Genomic DNA, 19,368 nt, shown 5'->3' with positions numbered 1-19,368 from the left:
CGGGCGAGCGAGCCCGCGGCTCCGCCCGCGAACCGGGGCAGTACGCGGTGAGCGCCCGCATCAGGTCCTGTGCGAACGCGGCGCGCCGCGCCGGGTCGAGTTCGGCCTCGCCCGTCCGGTTCTGCGGATTCTCCCCGTTCATGGCCGTCCCCTCCCCTTCATGGTCGCCCCCTCCCTTCGTGGCCGCTTCCTCCCCTTCATGGCCGCCTACGATCTCCCCCATGGACCTCGAATTCGCCCGCACGTTCGCCGCCGAGTGGCTGGACGGCTGGAACTCCCATGACCTGGACCGCGTTCTGACGCACTATCACGACGACGTGACGTTCAGTTCGCCCGTCATCGCGCAGATGACCGGCGACACCTCCGGCACGGTGCACGGAAAGGAAGCCCTGCGCGCCTACTGGGCGACCGGCCTGGAGCGCATCCCCGAGCTGAGGTTCGAGCTGGTGGACGTCCGGGTGAGCGTCCATGCCCTGGTGATCGACTACCGCAACCAGATCGGCGGCCGGGTCAGCGAGGTACTGACCTTCCGCGACGGTCTGGTGATCTCCGGCTTCGGGGCGTACGGCGAGACGCTCGCCAACTGACGACCGCCCGCCCCACCGGGCACCCTCGGACCGCCCGGGTCACTCACCGCGCAGCGCAGCGGCCAGCGGTCCGTCGCCCGACACCTCGACGCGTCCGTCCTCAACGGCCTCGGCGAGGGTCAGCCCGCCCTGCGCGAGCTCCAGGCAGACCTCGACGTCGAGTGCGATGCGGGCGTCGGCACGATCGGCTGGGCCGTCCCCGTACACCGCGGCTCCGTCCTCCGTGCCACCGGCGCGCACATGGAACTCGCCCTCTTCCAGGTGCACTTCCACGACCCCCGCGTGGGCCGGGCCGTCCAGCGCACGCAGCAGCGGAAGCGCGAACCAGTGGGCCCGCACCGCATCGGTCGGCCGCCGTTCGGCGAGCGCGGGCGCACCCCACTCGGCGAGCGCGGCGAGCACCGGCATCAGGCCGTGGCCGCGCTCGGTCAGCTCGTAGACCGAGGCGGCTGCGGGCGGCGGAAGCCGGCGGCGGGTGGCGAGGCCGTTCTGCTCCATGTCCCTGAGCCGGGAGGCGAGCACGTCCGTGCTGACGCCGGGAAGGTCGGCGTGCAGGTCGGTGTAGCGGCGGGGGCCCGCCAGCAGTTCACGGACGATCAGCAGCGTCCAGCGGTCGCCCACGAAATCGAGGGCGCGCGCGGTGGCGCAGAACTGGTCGTAGCTCCGGCGGCGGACCGGGCGCGTTGCGGGCTGTTGCTGACGTGGCATGCGACGCAGTCTAGACATGTTGTTGGACTTTCCAAGCCCGAGCTTGGTAAAACCAAGTATCGCAATCAGGTCGGGGAGGCCACCGCATGGAATTCCGGCAGTCCAGCAAGCTCGACGAGGTCTGTTACGAGATCCGGGGCCCGGTCATCGAGCACGCCAACGCCCTGGAGGAGGCCGGCCACAGCGTGCTCCGGCTCAACACGGGCAACCCCGCGCTCTTCGGTTTCGAGGCGCCGGAGGAGGTCGTCCAGGACATGATCCGGATGCTTCCGCAGGCCCATGGCTACACGGATTCGCGCGGCATCCTGTCCGCCCGCCGGGCGGTGGCGCAGCGCTACCAGGCGATGGGGCTGGCGGACGTCGGGGTCGACGACATCTTTCTCGGCAACGGCGTCTCCGAGCTGATCTCGATGGCCGTCCAGGCGCTGCTGGAGGACGGCGACGAGGTGCTCGTCCCGTCCCCCGATTACCCGTTGTGGACCGCGGTGGTGACGCTCGCGGGCGGCAAGTCCGTGCACTACACCTGTGACGAGGCGTCGGACTGGAACCCCGACCTCGCCGACATGGCCTCGAAGATCACCGACCGCACCAAGGCCGTCGTGATCATCAATCCGAACAATCCGACCGGTGCCGTCTACCCGCGCGAGATCCTCGAAGGCATCCTCGATCTGGCGCGCAGGCACGGCCTGATGGTGTTCGCCGACGAGATCTACGACCAGATCCTGTACGACGACGCCGAGCACCACGGCGTGGCGGCCCTCGCCCCCGACCTGGTCTGCCTCACCTTCAGCGGCCTGTCGAAGACGTACCGCGTGGCAGGATTCCGCTCCGGCTGGATGGTGGTCTCCGGCCCGCAGCAGCACGCCCGCAGCTACCTGGAGGGGCTGACCACGCTCGCCTCCATGCGTCTGTGCCCCAACGCGCCCGCGCAGTACGCCATTCAGGCCGCGCTCGGCGGCCGGCAGTCGATCCGGGAGCTGGTCGCGCCGGGCGGCAGGCTGTACGAGCAGCGCAACCGGGCCTGGGAGAAGCTGAACGAGATCCCGGGGGTGTCGTGCGTGAAGCCGAAGGGCGCGCTGTACGCGTTCCCGCGCCTCGATCCAAAGGTGCACCGCATCGTCGACGACGAGAAGTTCGTGCTGGATCTGCTGCTGCGGGAAAAAATCCAGGTCGTGCAGGGAACCGGCTTCAACTGGCCGCGGCCCGACCACTTCCGCATCCTCACGCTCCCGTACGCTGACGATCTCGACGCGGCGATCAGCCGGATCGGCCGCTTCCTGACCGGATACCGCCAGTGATCGGATGCCCCCGGTGACCTGTTCCACCTGCCGCTTTCCCGTCCATACCCAGTTCGCCTCGTTCGGGCTGGTCGGCCCGATCGTGGAGAACGGACTCGATCCGGCCACCGACCCGGCATGGGCGGAGTCGGGTGCGGCGTCACCGGCCGAGTACGCGCGCTGGTCAGGTCATCTGTGCGGTATGACCTGCCTGCGCATGGCACTCGGCGCCGGGGCCCCGTCCCTGTTCGCGCTGCGCGACGGCGCACTGCGGTACGGCGCGTACACACAGGACGCCCAGGGGGAGATCCGGGGGCTGATCTACGCCCCCTTCGCCGAGTACGCACGTGAGGTGCACGGCGTGGATGCCACGGTGCACCGCCATCTCTCGCCGGAGGAGATCCTCGGCCTGCTGGACGCCGGCCGTACGGTCATGGCCTCGGTGCACTACGGCATCCGGTACCCGGGGCGGCCGGCTCCGGGGCGGGGCGGGCATCTGGTGCTGCTGACGTCCCGTACGGCCGACGGCACGGGCGTCCACTTCCACAACCCGTCGGGGACGACCGCGAAGACCCGGGCAGCGGAGCTCGCGCTGCCCGACTTCGAACGCTTCTTCGCCGGGCGCGGGGTGTCGCTGCCCGCGAGCGGCGCGTCGTTCGGAACAGGAGCGGGCCCGGGGGCGTAGCCGGCCCCCGAGCCCTGGTGTGCCACCCATACGGCACGCCGACACTTTTAAGGACCCGTGTCAGGTTTATGTCGCCGCGTCCTGCCTTTAGACGACCGCAGATCGAAGCTCTGCGAGCCGGAGTCGAACCGGCATCTCGACGCCCATGGGCACGGGCCCGTTTGATTCGGCGATGGGTGGCGAATGCTGAGTCTGGAGCAAGAGTCTGAGATTGATCGCGGTCTGCCTCTACCATTTGGGCCACCCCGGCCCGTTCGTGCGCCGGGGCGCACGGAGTGCCGGGGGGAGGACTCGAACCTCCACTGGAACCGCGTCGTCACGACAAGCTTCAGTTTCAGCTTGCGCTCCTGGCGCACCCCGGCCGAAATTGTCGGCCGGGGAATCAATGGTCGGTCACCCGAAGAGGTAACCGAATACCGCCTCACCCACCCGCTGGTCGGTGACGTCCGCGCCGTTGGCTTCCTCGCGGGCGTACTTCACGGCCTGCTGGAGCTTCTCCACCCGGTCCAGCAGCTCGTTGACGCGCCGCGCGGGAAGGGCGCCGGAGAACTTCACCGTCGTCCAGTACCCGATCGGGACGTCCTCGTAGTACACCTCGACCTGCGCCGGGTGCTTGTCGGTGGCCTCCGCCTTCACGTGGTTGCGGGGCACCTTCTTCGTACGGAGGGTCCGTACCGGCTCGGTCTTCCAGGAGTCCGTCGACGGGTCCTGGGTCCAGGCCTCCGCGGCGTCGAGCACCGGCAGCTTGCGGACAAAGGTGTTGAGGTCCGTCAGCTGCTTCTCCAGGAAGAGCAGATACGAGACCGGCACGTCGCTCACCAGCACCCGTCCGTCGACCTTCACGTCCGCGCGGGCCGTGCAGTTGGCCCAGTCCTTCGTGGCGGTCACATCGAAGAGCCGGGTCAGGGTCGCCGCGGTCTCCCGCAGCACGTCCTCGGCCTTGACCTGCACCAGCGTCGACTCGGGCGGCAGCTGCTCACCCTCCTCGTCCTTCGGCTGGTACGTCCGGGAGATCCCGGCCAGCAGGCCGGTCTTCTGGAGGCCGTGATGGGCCGCCGTCAGGTCCTGGTGAGCCTTGGACTTGACGCCCTTCTCCACTGCGATGATCTGATTGAGTTTCGCCACGACGAGGAAGCTAGCAACGCCGAACCGGCCGGGACAAACAGATTTCGCGGTGCCCGTTCCGTTCCGTTCCGTTGCTTCAGCGGTACGGGCGGTCGGTGCCGCTGCCGGACAGCCCCACCGGTCGGGCGGCCCCGCCGGTCGACAGCCCCGCTTGGAGTGATCGTGACGGCCCGTTCCTCGGGGCGCAGCGAAATTCCGGCGGTCCCCGGGCCGACCCGTACGGGTGGTTTCCACCGGACGCCCATGTTCTTGCCGCAGATCGGCGGGGGCCGCTTGTCACAGTGAGGCCCGCGCGTCCGCACCACCCGGCCCGCGGGAACTCGGCCCGCAGCCCTCTTGCGGACACCACCCGTCACCGCCTCCCCCAGGCGCCGAACGAAGGTCCCCGCCTTGTCCCGTTTCCCCCGCTTCACCGTCGCCCAGGGCCGAAGCGGCCCGAAGAAGCGCACCGCACTGACCACGACGGCCGTCGCCCTGGCCGTGCTGGCCGTGGGCACGCCCGTCGCTTACGCCACGCTCGGCGACGAGGCCCCCGCGGCCTCGCAGTCAAAAGCGTCGGCCCTTGTCACTCGCGGGAAGGCGTACGTCGAGACCCGGCTCCTCTTCGGCACCGAACGCCCGGACGGCGGCCCCGATGTGACCGATCGTCAGTTCCTCGCATTCATCGACGAGGAGGTCACGCCGCGCTTCCCGAACGGGCTGACCATCCAGGACGGCCGGGGGCAGTGGCGGGACTCCAACGGGTTCATCGAACGGGAGCGCAGCTACGAACTGACCCTGCTCTACCCCGCGTCCGAGGCCCGCGTGCGCAACGCCCAGATCGAGCGGATTCGCGACGCCTACGAGAAGGCCTACGCCCAGGACTCGGTGGCCCGGCTCGAAGAGCGTACGACCGTCGACTTCTGACCCCGGCCACCGTCCGGCCACACCGCCGGTCATGCCGCCGCGCGGGCCCTGCGCCCGCGCGGCCGGTTGATCCGGTGCGCCAGTGCGTGCACTCCCACCACGGTCACCGGAAGAAGCGCCAGCGCCGCAGCCGTCGCGCCGGCACCGCCACTGCCGACGCCGGCCGCCTTCAGCCGCCGCACGGCCCAGACCGAGTACGGGATGACGACCGTCGGCGCCGTGACCACCCCCGGTGTGTAGCCGCGGTACGCCAGCGACTGCGCCAGGTGCGCGACACCGTGCACCCCGAAGCCGACCAGCACGCTCCGGAAGAACGGGCTGCGGCCGCCGGTGCGCGCGCCGTCCGCCGATGCCGCCGCCATGACCGCGCCCATGAGGCCGATGGCGACGCCGACGTCCCGCTGCGAGAGTTCCATCCGCTGCCAGACCGTCTCGGGCACTCTCGGGAACCGTTCCTCGAACACGGGCCGGGCCGCCCGCGTCCAGCCGGCCATGGTGGCCAGCTCCTCCAGATCATTGGCCACCCAGGCGGCGAACAGCCCCCAGGTCACCGCCTTGGAAACCGTCTCCCGCGCCATACCGGGCCCCCTGCGTCGCAGTACGAAGTACGATGACAGCACCCTATAACGCAACGCAACGTTGCGTTGCTTTTCTCTGGAGCGCTCATGCCCGACCCGACCGTGAACCGCCGCCCGGGACGGGGCCCCCGCGCCGCGGAGGCGATCTTCGACACCACGTTGCGCCATCTCGCGGAACGCGGCTACGCCCGGCTCACCGTCGAGGCCGTCGCCCAGGAGTCCGGGGTCAACAAGACGACGATCTACCGCTGGTGGCCCTCGAAACCGGCGCTGCTGCGGGCGGCCCTGATCCACGCCCGGGTCCTCGACATCGGCATCCCCGACACGGGCAGCCTTCGCGGTGACCTGATCGCCCTCACCGAACAGATCACCCGCCTGCTCACCGACGAGCGCACGGAACCCGTCGCCCGCGCCATGACCTCGGGCACCGGCCTGCCCGACGACGAACTCGCCGCACTGACCCGCGACTTCTTCGCCGACCGCTTCTCCCGCGAACAGCCGGTCTTCGGCCGGGCAGCCGCCCGCGGCGAACTCCCCGCCGGCACCGACCCGATGCTGCTGCTGGATCTGATCGCGGGAGCGGTCTGGATGCGGGTGCTGCTCCGCCGCGAGCCGGTGCCGCCGGACTTCGCCCGGCATGTCGTCGATGCCGTACTGCCTCGCTGACGGCGCCCGGAAGCGGACGCCACCCGATCGGGTACTGTGCCGCGGCCGGGTACGGGACCGTACACACGCACCGAACGGGGAACGATCCACATGGGCACGCCAGTACGCCACTTCACAGCGACGACGCCGGACGGTCAGGCGTTCACGGTCAATATCGAGCGTGACTTCAGGTACGACCCGTACCGCGACTTCGTGGTCTGTACGCACTGTGACTGGTCGCCGTCGCTGCTGACGATGAAGAGGATCGCCGACATGTCCTGGGAGCATCTGGCGTCGGTGCACGGCGCCGAACAAGGCCGGACCGACCAGGAGAACGAGGGCTTCCGCAAGGCGCGGCTGATCGTGCTGCCGATCGTCGCCGTGTTCCTGATCGGTCTCCTCGTCTATCTGCGGAGTTACTGAGCCCCGACCCGTCCATCCGCGAAGCTGCTGAACCCCGGCCCGTTCATCCGCGGAGTCGTTGAACCCCGGCCCGGACCTGACCGGCCGGGGTTCAGCCCCCGCTGAGTTCGATGAGCGCGCTCACCGGGTCGGTGTCCGGAGTGGCGCGGGGCCACCAGTCGTCCTCGCCCGGCTCGGACTCGTAGCCGTACCAGCGGCCGTCGTGGCCGAAGCGGAGCTGGAGTGTGCCGCCGGGATGGGTGAGGTGGTTGCGCCGGGGCTGGAAGCGGGGGAAACCGGCGGCCGCGAGTGCGGGGCGGGCCCGGTCGAAGGGGCCGGCCGGGGGATCCCAGGGGGTTTCGAGGACGGCCAGCCCTCCGGCACCGCCCTGGCGCCAGGCCGCGACCGCCCGGGCCAGGTCAGTGGTGGTGCGGCCGGTGGCGTACGCCAGCTCGCGGTAGAGGGCACGGGTGGTGGCGGTGAGCCCCGCGGTGGGCCGGGACGCGGCCAGCCGCACCGCGTCCTGCCAGGGGGTGAGTCCGGCGAGCGGGTCCAGACCGGTGGTCAGCAGCGCGTGTGCGCGGGCCGCCGCGTCCGTGGCGAGGTGGTCGAGGGCGAGCGGGTCCCGTGCGCCGGGCAGGCTCGGGTACGAGGGCGGCTGCGCGGGGTGCGGCAGCACGGGAAGCGGGGCGGGGAGCGGCGGGAGATAGCGGTCGGCGAGGGCCTCGCGGGCCGGCCCGGAGGGGGTGGCACGAGCCTCCGGGCGTTCCCGCGCGGAGTGGGCGGCGTTGCGGCGGCCCAGCTCTTCGAGGAGTTCCCGTTCGCCCCGGCCGCGGAGCAGCAGAAGGACGAACGGGTCGGTGTCCAGGAGTCGCGCCATCTGGTAGCAGAGGGCGGCCACGTGCTTGCAGGGCCAGCCGTGGTCCGGGCAGGAGCAGCCGGGGTCGAGGTCCCCCGCGGCGGGCAGCAGCGCGATGCCGGCCTCGGTCGCCGTGTCGGCCAGCGAGTGCGGCATCTCCTTGGTGAGCAGCGCGGCGAGGTGGCCGGGCCGGGCCGCGACCGCGTCGAGGAAGGTGTCCCAGTCGGGGTCGGCGAGGGTCCGCAGCCGCAGTTCGCAGCGGTAGGGACGGGGGCGGCTGCCGTGGACGTAGGCGACGACCCGGCCGGGGGTGACGGTGATCGCGGCGACCTTGCCGCTGTCGGCGTAGGTGCGGCCGCGGGAGAGCCGGGCCTCGTCCATCGAGAGGGATTCCAGGGCGGCCACCCAGGCACGGCCCCACCAGCTGTCCGCGAAGGGTTCGTCGCCGTCGCCCGTGCGGGGCGGTACGGCCTCGAAGGTGCGCCGCAGGTCGTCGGGGCCGGGGCGCGGGCGTGCGACGGGACGGGTGTCGTGGCCGGTGTGCGGTCGGGGGCTCATGCCGGCCTCCGGAGCGAGACGAGGTCGGCCAGATCGCGGTCGCTGAGCTCGGTCAGGGCGGCCTCGCCGGTCCCGAGGACCGTGTCGGCCAGGGCCCGCTTGGCCTCCAGCAGCTCACCGATCCGGTCCTCGACGGTGCCTTCCGCGATCAGCCGGTGCACCTGCACGGGCTGTGTCTGGCCGATGCGGTACGCCCGGTCCGTGGCCTGTTCCTCGACGGCCGGGTTCCACCAGCGGTCGTAGTGGATGACGTGCGCGGCCCTGGTGAGATTGAGTCCGGTGCCCGCGGCCTTGAGGGAGAGCAGGAAGACCGGGACCTCTCCGGACTGGAAGCGGTCCACCATCCGTTCCCGCTCGGCGACCGGTGTGCCGCCGTGCAGGAGCTGGGAGGGGACGCCGCGCGAGGAGAGGTGGGCGGACAGGAGCCTGGCCATGGTCACGTACTGGGTGAAGATCAGGACCGAGCCGTCCTCGGCGAGGATCGTGTCGAGGAGTTCGTCGAGCAGGGCGAGCTTTCCGGAGCGGCCGGTGAGGCGGGTCGGCTCCTCCTTCAGATACTGCGCGGGGTGGTTGCAGATCTGCTTGAGCGAGGCCAGCAGCTTCATGATCAGGCCGCGCCGGGCGATGCCTTCCGACGCCTCGATGAACGCCATCGTCTCGCGGACCGCCGCTTCGTAGAGCGTGACCTGTTCGCGGGTGAGGAAGACCGGGTGGTCGGTCTCCGTCTTCGGCGGCAGCTCGGGGGCGATGCCCGGGTCGGACTTCTTGCGGCGCAGGAGGAAGGGCCGGACCAGCCGGGAGAGCCGTTCGACCGCTTCGTCGTTGGCGAGCCCGGCGGCCGTGCCGGTGTTCTCGACGATGCGGGCGTGCCGGGCGCGGAACGCCTTGAGGGGGCCGAGCAGTCCGGGAGTGGTCCAGTCGAGCAGGGCCCACAGCTCGGAGAGGTTGTTCTCCACCGGGGTGCCGGTGAGGGCGACCCGGGCCGGGGCCGGGATGGTGCGCAGCGCCCTCGCCGTGGAGGACTGGGGGTTCTTCACGTGCTGGGCCTCGTCGGCGACGATCAGCCCCCAGCTGTGGCCGGCCAGTTGCGCGGCACTGGAACGCATCGTGCCGTACGTGGTGAGGACGAAGCCGCCGTCGGACCCGGCCAGTGTGCGGTCGGTGCCGTGGAAGCGGCGCACGGGGACACCGGGAGCGAAGCGGTTGATCTCCCGGTGCCAGTTGCCCAGCAGGGAGGCGGGGCAGATCACGAGGGTGGGCGCGGGACGGGCGCGGTGCAGATGGAGAGCGATGAGGGTGATCGTCTTGCCCAGGCCCATGTCGTCGGCGAGGCAGCCGCCGAGGCCGAGCGAGGTCATCCGGTCCAGCCAGGCCAGGCCGCGCAGCTGGTAGTCGCGCAGGGTGGCGTGGAGGCCGGGCGGCGGGGCGATGGCGGTGTGGTCCGCGGTGATGCGCTCGCGGAACGCGGCCAGCGCTCCGACGGGTACCGCTTCGACCTGATCGCCGTCCACCTCGGCGGTGCCGGTCAGGGCGACGGCGAGGGCGTCGACCGGATCGAGCAGGCCGAGCTCCCGCTTGCGTGCCTTGCGTACGAGCGCGGGGTCGACGACGACCCATTGGTCCCGCAGGCGCACCACCGGTCGGTGGGCCTCCGCGAGGATGTCCATCTCCGCCTCGGTGAGCCGCTCGTCGCCCAGCGACAACTGCCAGTTGAAGGCGAAGAGCTGCTCGGCGTCGAAGAAGGAGGTGCCGTCGGTGGCCGAGCCGGGCGCGGGCCGCACGACGGCGGCGGCGGTGAGTGAACGGGCCAGCTCCCTGGGCCAGTGCACGCTCACCCCGGCCGCCGCCAGCCTGGCCCCGGCGTCGCCGAGCAGCTCGTACAGCTCGTCCTCCGCGAGGGCGAGCACATCGGGCACCGGCTGGTCCAGCAGTCTCTCCAGCGGCGCCCAGACGCGGGCGGCGCGGCGCAGGGCGAGGACGGCGTCGATCCTGGCCCGCGGGCCGAACGGCTCGCCCGCCCCGCCGTTCCACAGTGCGGCGGCGTCGGTGACGTACGTCGGGTCGGCGAGGCTGTGCACCTGGGTGATGGCCGCGGCGGCCTGTCGTGCGGCGCCAAGGCCGGTGGCATCGGCCCCGCCGGAACCAGCGGCGTCGGAGGTGTCGTACGCGTCGGCCGTGTCGAAGAGTTCGTACGCCGACAGGTCCAGGCGCAGCGACACCCGTACACCCGCGTCGAGCCCGGACGCGACCTCGACCGCCCAGTCACGGGCTCCGGGCAGGTGCTGGGCCTCACGGGCCGCGAACGGCGCGCCCATCGCGTACGCCGCCGCGGGGGTGCGCGGCAGGGTGTCGGCGGCCGCGTCGAGGAAGGACCCCAGCAGCCACTGGGAGTCGGGGAGCCGGAGGGGGGTGAGATCCGGCAGCGGGACCGCGTGGCCCTCGGGCGGCATGGCGGCGGCGATCGCCCGGAGGTGGGCGATGTCCTCGGCATCGCGCGGCCCGGCCCGCCAGGCATCGTGGTCGTCGCCCGTCAGCCCTGGGAGCAGCCTGCCGCGCGCCGCCAGGTTGAGCGCCAGGAGCGCGGCGGCACCCCAGCAGCGCGTGGCGGGATGGGCGGACTCCTGGTGCCGGGCCCGCACCAGCAGCGGCAGAGCGTCGGCGACGGGCAGCAGCACCGCGGGCACCGTATGCCGGCGAACGCCGTCGCCCCGCCCGTGCCGACGGACGACGGTGATCTCCGCCGTGTGCGCGCCGGGTGCCGGACTCCCCGGGTCCGCGGAGTGTGCGCAGAGGTCGCCCGGCTGAGGGAGGCGACCGCCGTCGGGATCCCAGAAGGCGACGCTCCCGTCCCTCGGCAGCGGTGCGGGCAGGAACACGGCGGCACAGCGCAGGAGACGGACGGCGGAGGCGTCCAGCTGGTGTTGTGCCGTTGTCATCGGTCCCCCTCCCCTCCCGCGCCGATCTTCTTGATCGCCTTGATCCTCATGACTCCTGCGAGTCTAGGCGGGGGGTCTGACAACCGGTCTTCAGCGCCCGGCCGGCAGCTTCAGCGCATGGCAGCGCTTGACCAGCGGCTTCAGCGCATGGCCACGCTCGGCCCGCAACTTCAGCGCATGGCAGCGTTCGGCCGGCGGCTTCAATGCTTGGCCAGCGGCTTCGGACGCGACGGCCGGGCGGGAACAGCGTCCGGAGGCACGGGCATGGGCGCGGGCGCCGCGGCCGTCGGCTGCTGTGGTCGCGGCTGGGCCTGCGCGGGACGCTGGGCCTGCGCGGGACGCTGCGGCGGGGCGGGGCGGGGCGCCTGCGCATGGCGCTGTGGCTGCGCCGGCCGCTGCGGCTGGGCGGCGCCCGGCGGGGGCGGGGGCGGCGTCAGCTGTTGCTGGCCGGGCTGCTGCTGTTGCTGGCCGGGCTGCTGCGCCCGCTCCAGGAAGCGGAGCAGCTCCACCGGGAACGGCAGCACCAGCGTGGAGTTCTTCTCCGCCGCGACCGCCACCACCGTCTGCAACAGGCGCAGCTGGAGCGCGGCCGGCTGGGCGGACATCTCCCCCGCCGCTTCCGCGAGCTTCTTCGACGCCTGGAGCTCGGCGTCCGCGTTGATGATCCGGGCCCGCCGCTCACGGTCGGCCTCCGCCTGCCGGGCCATGGAGCGCTTCATGGTCTCCGGCAGCGAGACGTCCTTGATCTCCACCCGGTCGATCTGCACGCCCCATCCGACCGCGGGGCTGTCGATCATCAGCTCCAGGCCCTGATTCAGTTTCTCGCGGTTGGACAGCAGGTCGTCCAGATCGCTCTTGCCGATGATCGACCGCAGCGAGGTCTGTGCCATCTGCGATACCGCGAACCGGTAGTCCTCCACCTGGATCACGGCACTCGCCGCGTCGACGACCTTGAAGTAGATGACCGCGTCCACCCGCACCGTGACGTTGTCCCGGGTGATCCCGTCCTGTGCCGGCACCGGCATCGTCACGATCTGCATGTTGACCTTGCGCAGCCGCTCGATGCCGGGGATCACCATGGTGAACCCGGGTCCTCGCACGTCGTCGCGGAGCCTGCCGAGCCTCAGCACGACGCCCCGCTCGTACTGCTTGACGACCTTGGCCGCCGCAGCCAGATACAGCGCGCCCGCCGAGACCGCCGCCACTATCGCGATCACGAGATCCTGGACCATGACGGCCCCCTGAGAGCCGGAGACTGACCGAAGGCGAACGAATCATATGATTCGCCGCTATTACCACGGTATGCCCAGTCTCAATCAATATGAACACGGACGCGCCACCACATGAACACGGACGGGCCACCGCCTCGGCGACCGTCCCCCCGCCCGGCCGCGTACCGGATGCCGGGGCGCCGCGGAGCGGGCAGGGTGTCCAGCGACAACACGTACCCGGTAGACGAGGACCCGCCCATGCCCGTGATCGCTCACCGACGCCGCCGCCTCGGCATCGCAGCCGGGACCGCGCTCCTGACCCTCACCGTCGCAGGCTGTTCCGGCCTCGGCCGCACCGCGGTCGGGCCGATCACCTACACGACCGAGCGGGGCACCGTGATCATGGTCAACAGCCCGTCCGTGAAGGGCTGCCACCGGCTCGCCCCCTCGGGCGCCAAGGCGGTGAGCAACGGCACCCTGGTCGACATCATCCTGTACCGCACGCGCAACTGCACCGGCCCGGGGACGACGTATCTCGCGACGACGCTCAGCGACGTCAACGGGCTCTCCGCCCTGCCGTGGCGCAGCTACACCACGGTCCACTGACCGGGCACCGCGTCCGGCACGGCCCGCCGGTCACGCGGGCACGGCACGCACCCATATCCCGTCGTCCGTGAGATACCGGTCGACGGTCAGGCCCGCCGCCTCCAGATGCCCCTCGAACTGCTCCCTCGACAGCTCCCTCGACCGGAACGTCTGGGTCCATCGCGCGTCGTCGAAGACGTACTCGGCACGCACCGAGTCCACCCCGTCCCCCACGGGCTCCGCCGAGACGATCCGTACGGTGTATCCGGCCGGATCGGTCCTCTCCCGCGGCAGGTCGGTGTGGTAGTCGGCGCCCTCGCGCTGGAAGAGCACCACGCCGCCGTCCTTGACGTGCTTGCGACAGGTCCGCAGCAGTCCGTCACGCACCCGGTCCTCGCCCGCGTGCACCAGGAACGACGCCAGCATCACCACGTCGAACCTCTCCTCGCCGAGATCCAGCGACTCGATGGGGCTGCGCACGGTACGGGCGCCTCGAATGTGCTCCAGCATCTGCGCCGACTCGTCCACGGCGGTGACCTCGAAGCCACGCCCGACCAGCGGATGGGTCATCCTGCCGACACCGCAGCCCAGCTCCAGAATGCTCGCCCCCGCGGGCACCGCCGCCGCGATCACGTCCGGTTCGTCGCCGACGGACAGCCGTCTGTACAGCTCGACCGCGCAGCCGTCCGGCGTGATCGCGCCGGGACCCGTCCCTGAATAACCCTCACGCACCAGTTGTCCGCTCATGTACCGACGAACGAACGGCCGTTGACGGTGGTTCCGGCCGCGGATCCCTCCCGCCACCGGACACCGCTCACACCGAGCGGCGGGCGACCAGTGCCGCGCTGATGTGCTGGAGGTCGGCCGGGCGGGCCGGGGAGAGGCCGGTCAGCCGGTCGATGCGGCGGATGCGGTAGTCGACGGTGTTGGGGTGGATGTGCAGGGCGGCCGCGGTGGCCCGCCGGTCCAGGCCCAGTTCGAGATACGTCTCCAGGGTGCGCAGCAGCTCCGGTTTCGCCTCCAGCGGCCGCAGCAGCTGCGCGAGCCCGTCCAGGGCCTCGCTGGGCCGGCTGAGCTGGTATTCGAGCAGGACATCGGCCAGCCGGTACAGGCCGGGCGGCCGGCCCGTACGGGCGATCAGATCGACGATCTCGGTGTTGCGTGCCACGGCGGCCGGCACCGCTTCCGGTCCGGCGGTCTCCGCGGCGGCGGTGATGGGAACACCGGCAGCGCGGGTCGCCTCCTCGATCAGCTCGCAGAGGCCGCCGGGTCCGTGCCACGGCGGCGGATCGGCGGCCGGCAGCAGCACCGTGCCGCCGGAGGCGTCGAGGGCGGTGAGTGCGGGCGTACCGGCGAAGTGGTCGAGGGCCGTGCGGACCCGGCGGATCTTGCGCCGGGCCGCGACGCCCGCGCCCGGCCCCGGTGACTGGTTCAGCTCGTCGGGGTGCGGGCCGAGCGCGAGCGTCATCGTGAGGTAGCGGGCGGCCGGGCGCAGCCCGGTGCGATGGGTGAAGCGGTCCAGGGGTTCACCGGTCAGCAGCGCGGCCATCAGGGCGTGCCGGCCGCCGTGTTCCTGGCTGTCGAGGATCTGCCGGGCCTCCAGGTATGCGCTGCTGACGGCGGAGGTCAGCTGCTGCTGGAGGACCATGATGCGGTCCATGATCTCCAGAATGGTGGCGAGATCGCCGGGCAGCGCCCCCTTCGAGGCCTCCTGCCAGCACATCGCCGTGCCCACCTGATAGGCGGTCAGGATCGCGTCCAGCGGCACGCCCTCCTCCGCGCGCTGGGCCGCCGAGTCCCGCTGCTGGGCGAGTTCGGCGTCCGTGGCGGGGCGGCGGTGCTCGACGACGTCGGCGAAGAGCCGCAGATTGTGCTGGACGATATCGGCGATGTCGCCGGAGATCTCCTCGTGCGGCAGATCGGCGTAGACCGGCAGATCGGCCAGCAGCCGGGCGACGACACGGCCGGTCAGGGCCGGGACCCGGGCGCGCAGCTGCGCGGCCACCGGACGCCCGGCGATGGACAGCGGCCGGCCCTCCGGCCCGCCCGGGACACCCCGCTCCCCCGTGATCACGAGCGGACGATTGTCACGCGTCACAAGTTCCCCCGCAGAAGTCTGCGTTACCCACCAGTTAAACGACGGCAGTTGAGTCTGCATGATGACCGGCGTCACACGCCATGCCACGTTCCGCCCCCCACCGTCGGAGGATTCCGTGAACATGCCGCAGAACAAGGGCATCTGTCGCCCCGTCAGGAACATCATGGGCGCGCTCGCCCTGGCCGGTCTGGCCGTGGGGACCGGTGCGGTCCCGGCATCCGCCGCCGGTGCGGACGACGCCACGTCCTATGTCGCGCTCGGCGACTCCATGGCTTCGGGACCGCTCATCCCGGACATCACGGGGCCGCTGGCCTGTGGCCGTTCCACGCACAACTACCCGCACGAACTCGCCGATCGCCTCGGTGCCTCGCTGACCGACGTCACGTGCAGCGGCGCCGCCTCCAAGCACATGACCGAGAAGCAGTCGCTGTCGCTGCTCGACATCCCGATGGGTTCGGCGCCGCCCCAGTTCGACGCGCTGCGCCCCGACACCGACCTGGTGACGCTGACCATCGGCGGCAACGACGCCGGTCTGGTCGGCATCGCGCAGAAGTGCACCACCCTGGACCCGAACGCCACCCCGTGCAAGGAGAAGTACAACGAGGGCGGCGTGGACCAGGTGGGGCAGCGCATCGCTGAGTTCGCGCCGAAGCTGGGCGTCGTACTGGACTCGATCCATCAGCGTTCACCGCAGGCCCGGGTGGTCGTCACGGGGTACGGCCTGTACATCAAGCCCGGCGGCTGCTGGCCGCTGCAGCCGGTCCTCCCGGTGGACGCGGACTTCCTCCAGGGCAGTGTCGACCGGATGAACGCGGTGATCGCCGAGCAGAGCGCCGCGCACGGGGCCGAGTACATCGATCTGGCCGCGCCCAGCAAGGGCCACGACTCCTGCCAGGCACCGTCGGACAAGTGGGTCGAGGGCTACGTGCCGACCGCGGCCGCCGCCCCGCTGCACCCCAACCGGAACGGTGAGGCGAACTACGCCGCCATCATCGGCGCGCGCCTCCAGGGGAGCTGACCGGCGTTGCTCCATCGCCTGCTGCGCGGGCTGCTGGCGGCGGCGCTCGGCGCCGCCGCCCTGCTCGTCCCGGACACCCACCCGGCAGGGGCCGCCGGGCGGTCCGGGCCGGGCTGCGACCCGCTGGCGCCCGTCGAGTGCCTGCTGCCGTTCCCGAACGACTGGTACACCCGGCCCGACCCGGCCACCGACACCGGCCGCCGGGTGGCCTTCGGTACGGCCATGCTGCCGCGCGCCACGGCCGGCCGGCCCATCGACCCGACGGCCTGGAACCGGTCCGACGGCTTCTCCCCCGGCTCGACGCTGATCGCGCACGTCCCCGGCCTCGACCCGGCGGCGACCGGCGCGGCCCCGATCACCGACATCGGCCGCTCGCTGGCCCCGGACGCCCCCGTCGTGCTGCTGGACACCCGGACCGGCGAGCGGTGGCCGTACTGGGCGGAGCCGGACTCCAACGCCACCGACCCCACACGCCGGGCCCTGCTGATCCACCCCGCACGCAACTTCCGCGACGGTCACCACTACGCCGTCGCCCTGCGGAACCTCAAGGACGGGGTGGGACGGACCCTCCCCGCCGCCGAGCCGTTCGCCGCCGTCGCCGGGGGGCCGCTGCCCGCCGGGCATCCCCTGCGCGCCCGGCAGCGTCAGCTCCGCCCGGCCCTGAAGGCTCTGCGCGGGGCCGGGGTCCGGTCCGAAGGTCTGTATCTGGCCTGGGACTTCACCGTCGCGAGCGCCCGAAGTCTCACCGGTGACCTCTTCACCGTCCGCGACGACGCGTTCCGCCGGCTGGGCAGCCGCTCCCCCGCGTTCACCATCACCGAGGTCACCGACTTCACGGCCGAGCAGGACCCCCGGATCGCCCGGGAGGTGACCGGCCGGATCAGCGTGCCCAGCTATCTGAACCTGCCCGGCGGCCCGCCCGGCTCCGTACTGCACCGCGGCCGTGACGGCCTGCCGCGACGGCTCCCGTCGAACACCCAGACCGCCACGTTCCGCTGCGAGATTCCGCGTGCCGCCTTCCGCACCCCCTCGCACCCCGCCCTCTACGGGCACGGCCTCCTCGGCCGCCGCTCCGAGGTCGGCGCCGGCAATGTCAAGGCGATGGCGGCGGAGCACGATTTCACGTTCTGCGCGACGGACTGGATCGGGATGGCCGAGGAGGACATACCCGTGGTGCTCGGCGCGCTCGCCGACCCGAACCTCTTCCCCGCCGTCCCCGAACGCAGCGAACAGGGCATGCTGAACGCCCTCTTCCTCGCCCGTGCCCTGATCCACACCGACGGCCTGACCACCGACGCGGCCTTCCGCGACACGGACGGCCGCCCACTCGTCGACATCCGGCACGGCATCGGGTACGACGGGAACAGCCAGGGCGGAATCCTCGGCGGCGCGCTGGTGGCCGCCTCGCCCGACATCCGGCGCGGGGTCCTCGGCGTCACCGGCATGAACTACGGCCTGCTCCTCAACCGCAGCGCCGACTTCGCACCGTTCCAGCAGGTCCTGGACCTCTCCTACCCGGACAAGCTGCGCCAGCAGCTCGTCCTCCAGCTGTTCCAGATGGTGTGGGACCGCGGCGAGACGAACGCGTACGCGGGCCACCTCACCGACCGCCATCAGGTACTGATGCACATCGCGTACGGCGACCACCAGGTCGCGAACGCGGCGGCCGACGTGGAGGCGCGCACCATCGGCGCCCGGCTGATCACACCCGCGCTGGCGGAAGGCCGCAGCCCGGATACCGTCCCGTACTGGGGCATCGGGACCGTTACCCGCGATCAACTGCCCTACCGGGGCTCCGCGATGACGGTCTGGGACAGCGGCACGCCCAGCCCGCCGCTCACCAACACCCCGCCCGCCGGGCCGCAGTACGGGCACGACCCGCACTCGGACCCCCGCAACTCGTCGGCCGCGCGTCAGCAGAAGGCCACCTTCCTGACCACCGGCCGTGTCATCAATGTCTGCGGCACCACGCCGTGCACAGCCGTCCCCGCCTCCTGACACCCCCCACCCCCGACAGGGATGCAGACAAGGAGCACCATGCGCACGCACCGCATCACCCAGGCAGCCGTCGCGGCCGTCCTGCTCGCCGGTACGGTCCTCGTACCGCCCGCCCTCGCCGCCACGCCCGCCGGCGCACCCGCGGCGAGCGCCGAGGCCAGCACGCGGGCCGCCGCCGTGCCGTTCACCGCGGCCACCGCCCGGCGCACCGCGGACGGCGGCTACACGCTCTCCTGGTCCTCCGCCGCCGGATCGGTGACCGTCACCGCCGTTACCTCCCCCGACGCCACCACCGGCACCCCGGTGGGCACCGCCCCCGGCACCGGTTCGCTGACCGTCCCCGCCGCAGCCCTCGCCGAGGCGGGTCGCTGGTACTTCCGGCTGGTGCCGGACAGCGGCTCCCCGCTCGTCGTCGCCGACCGTTCGCTCGGGATCGAGTCCGCCCGCAACTTCCGGGACATCGGCGGGTACCGCACCACCGACGGCCGCTGGGTGCGCCCGGGTCTGGTCTACCGCTCCAACAAGATCAACAAGCTCACCGACGCCGAGCAGCAGCGCCTGCTCTCCCAGCGCCTCACCCTCGACGTGGACCTGCGCAACGCGATAGAGCGGCACGACGACCCGGACCGGCTGCCCGCCGGTGTGAAGTACCAGGTCGCCGATGTGGTGTCGCTCAGCCACGGCATCCGCTTCCACGACTCGGCCCTGATGACGCTGGCCGAGGCCATCGCGGCCGGGCTGTTCTCCGGCTCGTCCGACCTCGGCCAGTCCATCGGCTACCCGTTCATGGTCAACTTCGTCGGCGCCGACTACGCCTTCCGCGACCTGCTCACGGCTGTCGCCACGAACGACTCCGGCGCGACGGTCTTCCACTGCAGCTCGGGCAAGGACCGCACCGGCTGGAGCACCGCCGTCCTGCTCACCCTGCTCGGCGTCCCGCGCGAGACCGTCGAGGCGGACTTCCTCGCCAGCAACGACTACCTGGGCAACCCGAAGGCGGTCGAACTGAGCTGGCTGCGCGCGGCGTTCGACGAGGCGGACGACCTGTACGGCGACTTCGACACCTATGTACGCGAGGGTCTGAAGATCGACGACGCGATGGTGGCCGCGCTGCGCAACAAGCTGCTGACGGACTGACGCGCCGCCGGTCCCCGGTGTGCCGACGAGAGGTGTCCCAGCCGTCCAGCGGCGG

The 19,368-nt window shown here is 71.7% G+C and carries 18 protein-coding genes and 1 tRNA gene; 10 read left to right on the top strand and 9 right to left on the bottom strand.

Going from position 1 to position 19,368, the window contains the following annotated elements; all coding sequences use genetic code 11:
- Positions 1-221 precede the first annotated feature (221 nt).
- On the top strand, positions 222-587 hold the full coding sequence (locus OHA19_RS30185) for a nuclear transport factor 2 family protein (RefSeq protein ID WP_405711561.1): 366 nt from the start codon (positions 222-224) through the stop codon (positions 585-587).
- 39 nt (positions 588-626) lie between these two features.
- Here OHA19_RS30185 and OHA19_RS30180 read toward each other — a convergent pair whose 3' ends face one another.
- Complete coding sequence (locus OHA19_RS30180) at positions 627-1,295, bottom strand: winged helix-turn-helix transcriptional regulator (RefSeq protein ID WP_405752276.1); 669 nt, start codon at positions 1,293-1,295, stop codon at positions 627-629.
- Between the two features lie 86 nt (positions 1,296-1,381).
- Here OHA19_RS30180 and OHA19_RS30175 point away from each other — a divergent pair, with 86 nt between their 5' ends.
- Complete coding sequence (locus OHA19_RS30175) at positions 1,382-2,593, top strand: pyridoxal phosphate-dependent aminotransferase (protein WP_329816953.1); 1,212 nt, start codon at positions 1,382-1,384, stop codon at positions 2,591-2,593.
- Between the two features lie 13 nt (positions 2,594-2,606).
- Positions 2,607-3,257: a peptidase gene (locus OHA19_RS30170; protein WP_405711565.1), complete on the top strand. Its 651-nt coding sequence runs from the start codon at positions 2,607-2,609 to the stop codon at positions 3,255-3,257.
- 276 nt (positions 3,258-3,533) lie between these two features.
- Here OHA19_RS30170 and OHA19_RS30165 read toward each other — a convergent pair.
- Positions 3,534-3,619, bottom strand: a tRNA-OTHER gene (locus tag OHA19_RS30165).
- A 31-nt stretch (positions 3,620-3,650) separates the two neighbouring features.
- Positions 3,651-4,382 carry a hypothetical protein gene (locus OHA19_RS30160; protein WP_405711567.1) on the bottom strand — a complete coding sequence of 244 codons (732 nt, stop codon included), beginning with the start codon at positions 4,380-4,382 and terminating at the stop codon, positions 3,651-3,653.
- A 390-nt stretch (positions 4,383-4,772) separates the two neighbouring features.
- On the opposite strand from OHA19_RS30160, the gene OHA19_RS30155 reads away from it, so the two are divergent.
- On the top strand, positions 4,773-5,288 hold the full coding sequence (locus OHA19_RS30155) for a DUF3574 domain-containing protein (protein ID WP_405711569.1): 516 nt from the start codon (positions 4,773-4,775) through the stop codon (positions 5,286-5,288).
- A 29-nt stretch (positions 5,289-5,317) separates the two neighbouring features.
- On the opposite strand, the gene OHA19_RS30150 is transcribed toward OHA19_RS30155, so the two are convergent.
- Entirely contained in the window at positions 5,318-5,866 is a 549-nt protein-coding gene (locus tag OHA19_RS30150; protein WP_405752274.1) for an HXXEE domain-containing protein, read from the bottom strand.
- A gap of 87 nt (positions 5,867-5,953) precedes the next feature.
- Here OHA19_RS30150 and OHA19_RS30145 point away from each other — a divergent pair, with 87 nt between their 5' ends.
- The gene (locus OHA19_RS30145) at positions 5,954-6,532 is read left to right on the top strand and encodes a TetR/AcrR family transcriptional regulator (protein WP_405711573.1); all 579 of its coding nucleotides are present in this window, start codon (positions 5,954-5,956) and stop codon (positions 6,530-6,532) included.
- 90 nt (positions 6,533-6,622) lie between these two features.
- Positions 6,623-6,934 carry a hypothetical protein gene (locus OHA19_RS30140; protein ID WP_405752272.1) on the top strand — a complete coding sequence of 104 codons (312 nt, stop codon included), beginning with the start codon at positions 6,623-6,625 and terminating at the stop codon, positions 6,932-6,934.
- Between the two features lie 91 nt (positions 6,935-7,025).
- On the opposite strand, the gene OHA19_RS30135 is transcribed toward OHA19_RS30140, so the two are convergent.
- The 3 genes from OHA19_RS30135 to OHA19_RS30125 form a co-directional block, all read right to left on the bottom strand.
- A complete protein-coding gene (locus OHA19_RS30135; protein ID WP_405711577.1) occupies positions 7,026-8,330 on the bottom strand; it encodes an SWIM zinc finger family protein in 1,305 nt (434 codons plus the stop codon).
- Entirely contained in the window at positions 8,327-11,266 is a 2,940-nt protein-coding gene (locus OHA19_RS30130) for a DEAD/DEAH box helicase (RefSeq protein WP_405752269.1), read from the bottom strand. The genes OHA19_RS30135 and OHA19_RS30130 overlap by 4 nt, the downstream gene beginning before the upstream one ends.
- Before the next feature lie 200 nt (positions 11,267-11,466).
- Positions 11,467-12,498, bottom strand: a complete 1,032-nt coding sequence (locus tag OHA19_RS30125; protein ID WP_405752266.1) for a slipin family protein — start codon at positions 12,496-12,498, stop codon at positions 11,467-11,469.
- A 237-nt stretch (positions 12,499-12,735) separates the two neighbouring features.
- Here OHA19_RS30125 and OHA19_RS30120 point away from each other — a divergent pair, with 237 nt between their 5' ends.
- Positions 12,736-13,083, top strand: coding sequence for a hypothetical protein (locus tag OHA19_RS30120; protein WP_405752263.1), 348 nt, complete (start codon positions 12,736-12,738; stop codon positions 13,081-13,083).
- Positions 13,084-13,113: 30 nt separating this feature from the next.
- Here OHA19_RS30120 and OHA19_RS30115 read toward each other — a convergent pair whose 3' ends face one another.
- Together OHA19_RS30115 and OHA19_RS30110 are read right to left on the bottom strand one after the other, a co-directional pair.
- Positions 13,114-13,809: a class I SAM-dependent methyltransferase gene (locus OHA19_RS30115; RefSeq protein WP_405711584.1), complete on the bottom strand. Its 696-nt coding sequence runs from the start codon at positions 13,807-13,809 to the stop codon at positions 13,114-13,116.
- Positions 13,810-13,876: 67 nt separating this feature from the next.
- On the bottom strand, positions 13,877-15,088 hold the full coding sequence (locus OHA19_RS30110) for a PucR family transcriptional regulator (RefSeq protein WP_405721341.1): 1,212 nt from the start codon (positions 15,086-15,088) through the stop codon (positions 13,877-13,879).
- Positions 15,089-15,281: 193 nt separating this feature from the next.
- Between OHA19_RS30110 and OHA19_RS30105 the strand changes: the two genes are divergently transcribed.
- From OHA19_RS30105 to OHA19_RS30095, 3 genes are read left to right on the top strand one after another with little or no spacing between them, the layout of a single operon-like run.
- Positions 15,282-16,178 (top strand): SGNH/GDSL hydrolase family protein, encoded by an 897-nt coding sequence (locus tag OHA19_RS30105; RefSeq protein WP_405711586.1) that lies wholly within the window; start codon positions 15,282-15,284, stop codon positions 16,176-16,178.
- 6 nt (positions 16,179-16,184) lie between these two features.
- Entirely contained in the window at positions 16,185-18,176 is a 1,992-nt protein-coding gene (locus OHA19_RS30100) for a hypothetical protein (RefSeq protein WP_405711587.1), read from the top strand.
- Positions 18,177-18,215: 39 nt separating this feature from the next.
- The gene (locus tag OHA19_RS30095; RefSeq protein WP_405752260.1) at positions 18,216-19,313 is read left to right on the top strand and encodes a tyrosine-protein phosphatase; all 1,098 of its coding nucleotides are present in this window, start codon (positions 18,216-18,218) and stop codon (positions 19,311-19,313) included.
- Positions 19,314-19,368: the final 55 nt, after the last annotated feature.

The sequence above is a fragment of the Streptomyces sp. NBC_00012 genome (assembly GCF_045040875.1).
Taxonomy (GTDB): domain Bacteria; phylum Actinomycetota; class Actinomycetes; order Streptomycetales; family Streptomycetaceae; genus Streptomyces.
The sequence above is the reverse complement of the archived record's forward strand: the minus strand, read 5'-3'. Positions and strand labels throughout refer to the sequence as shown.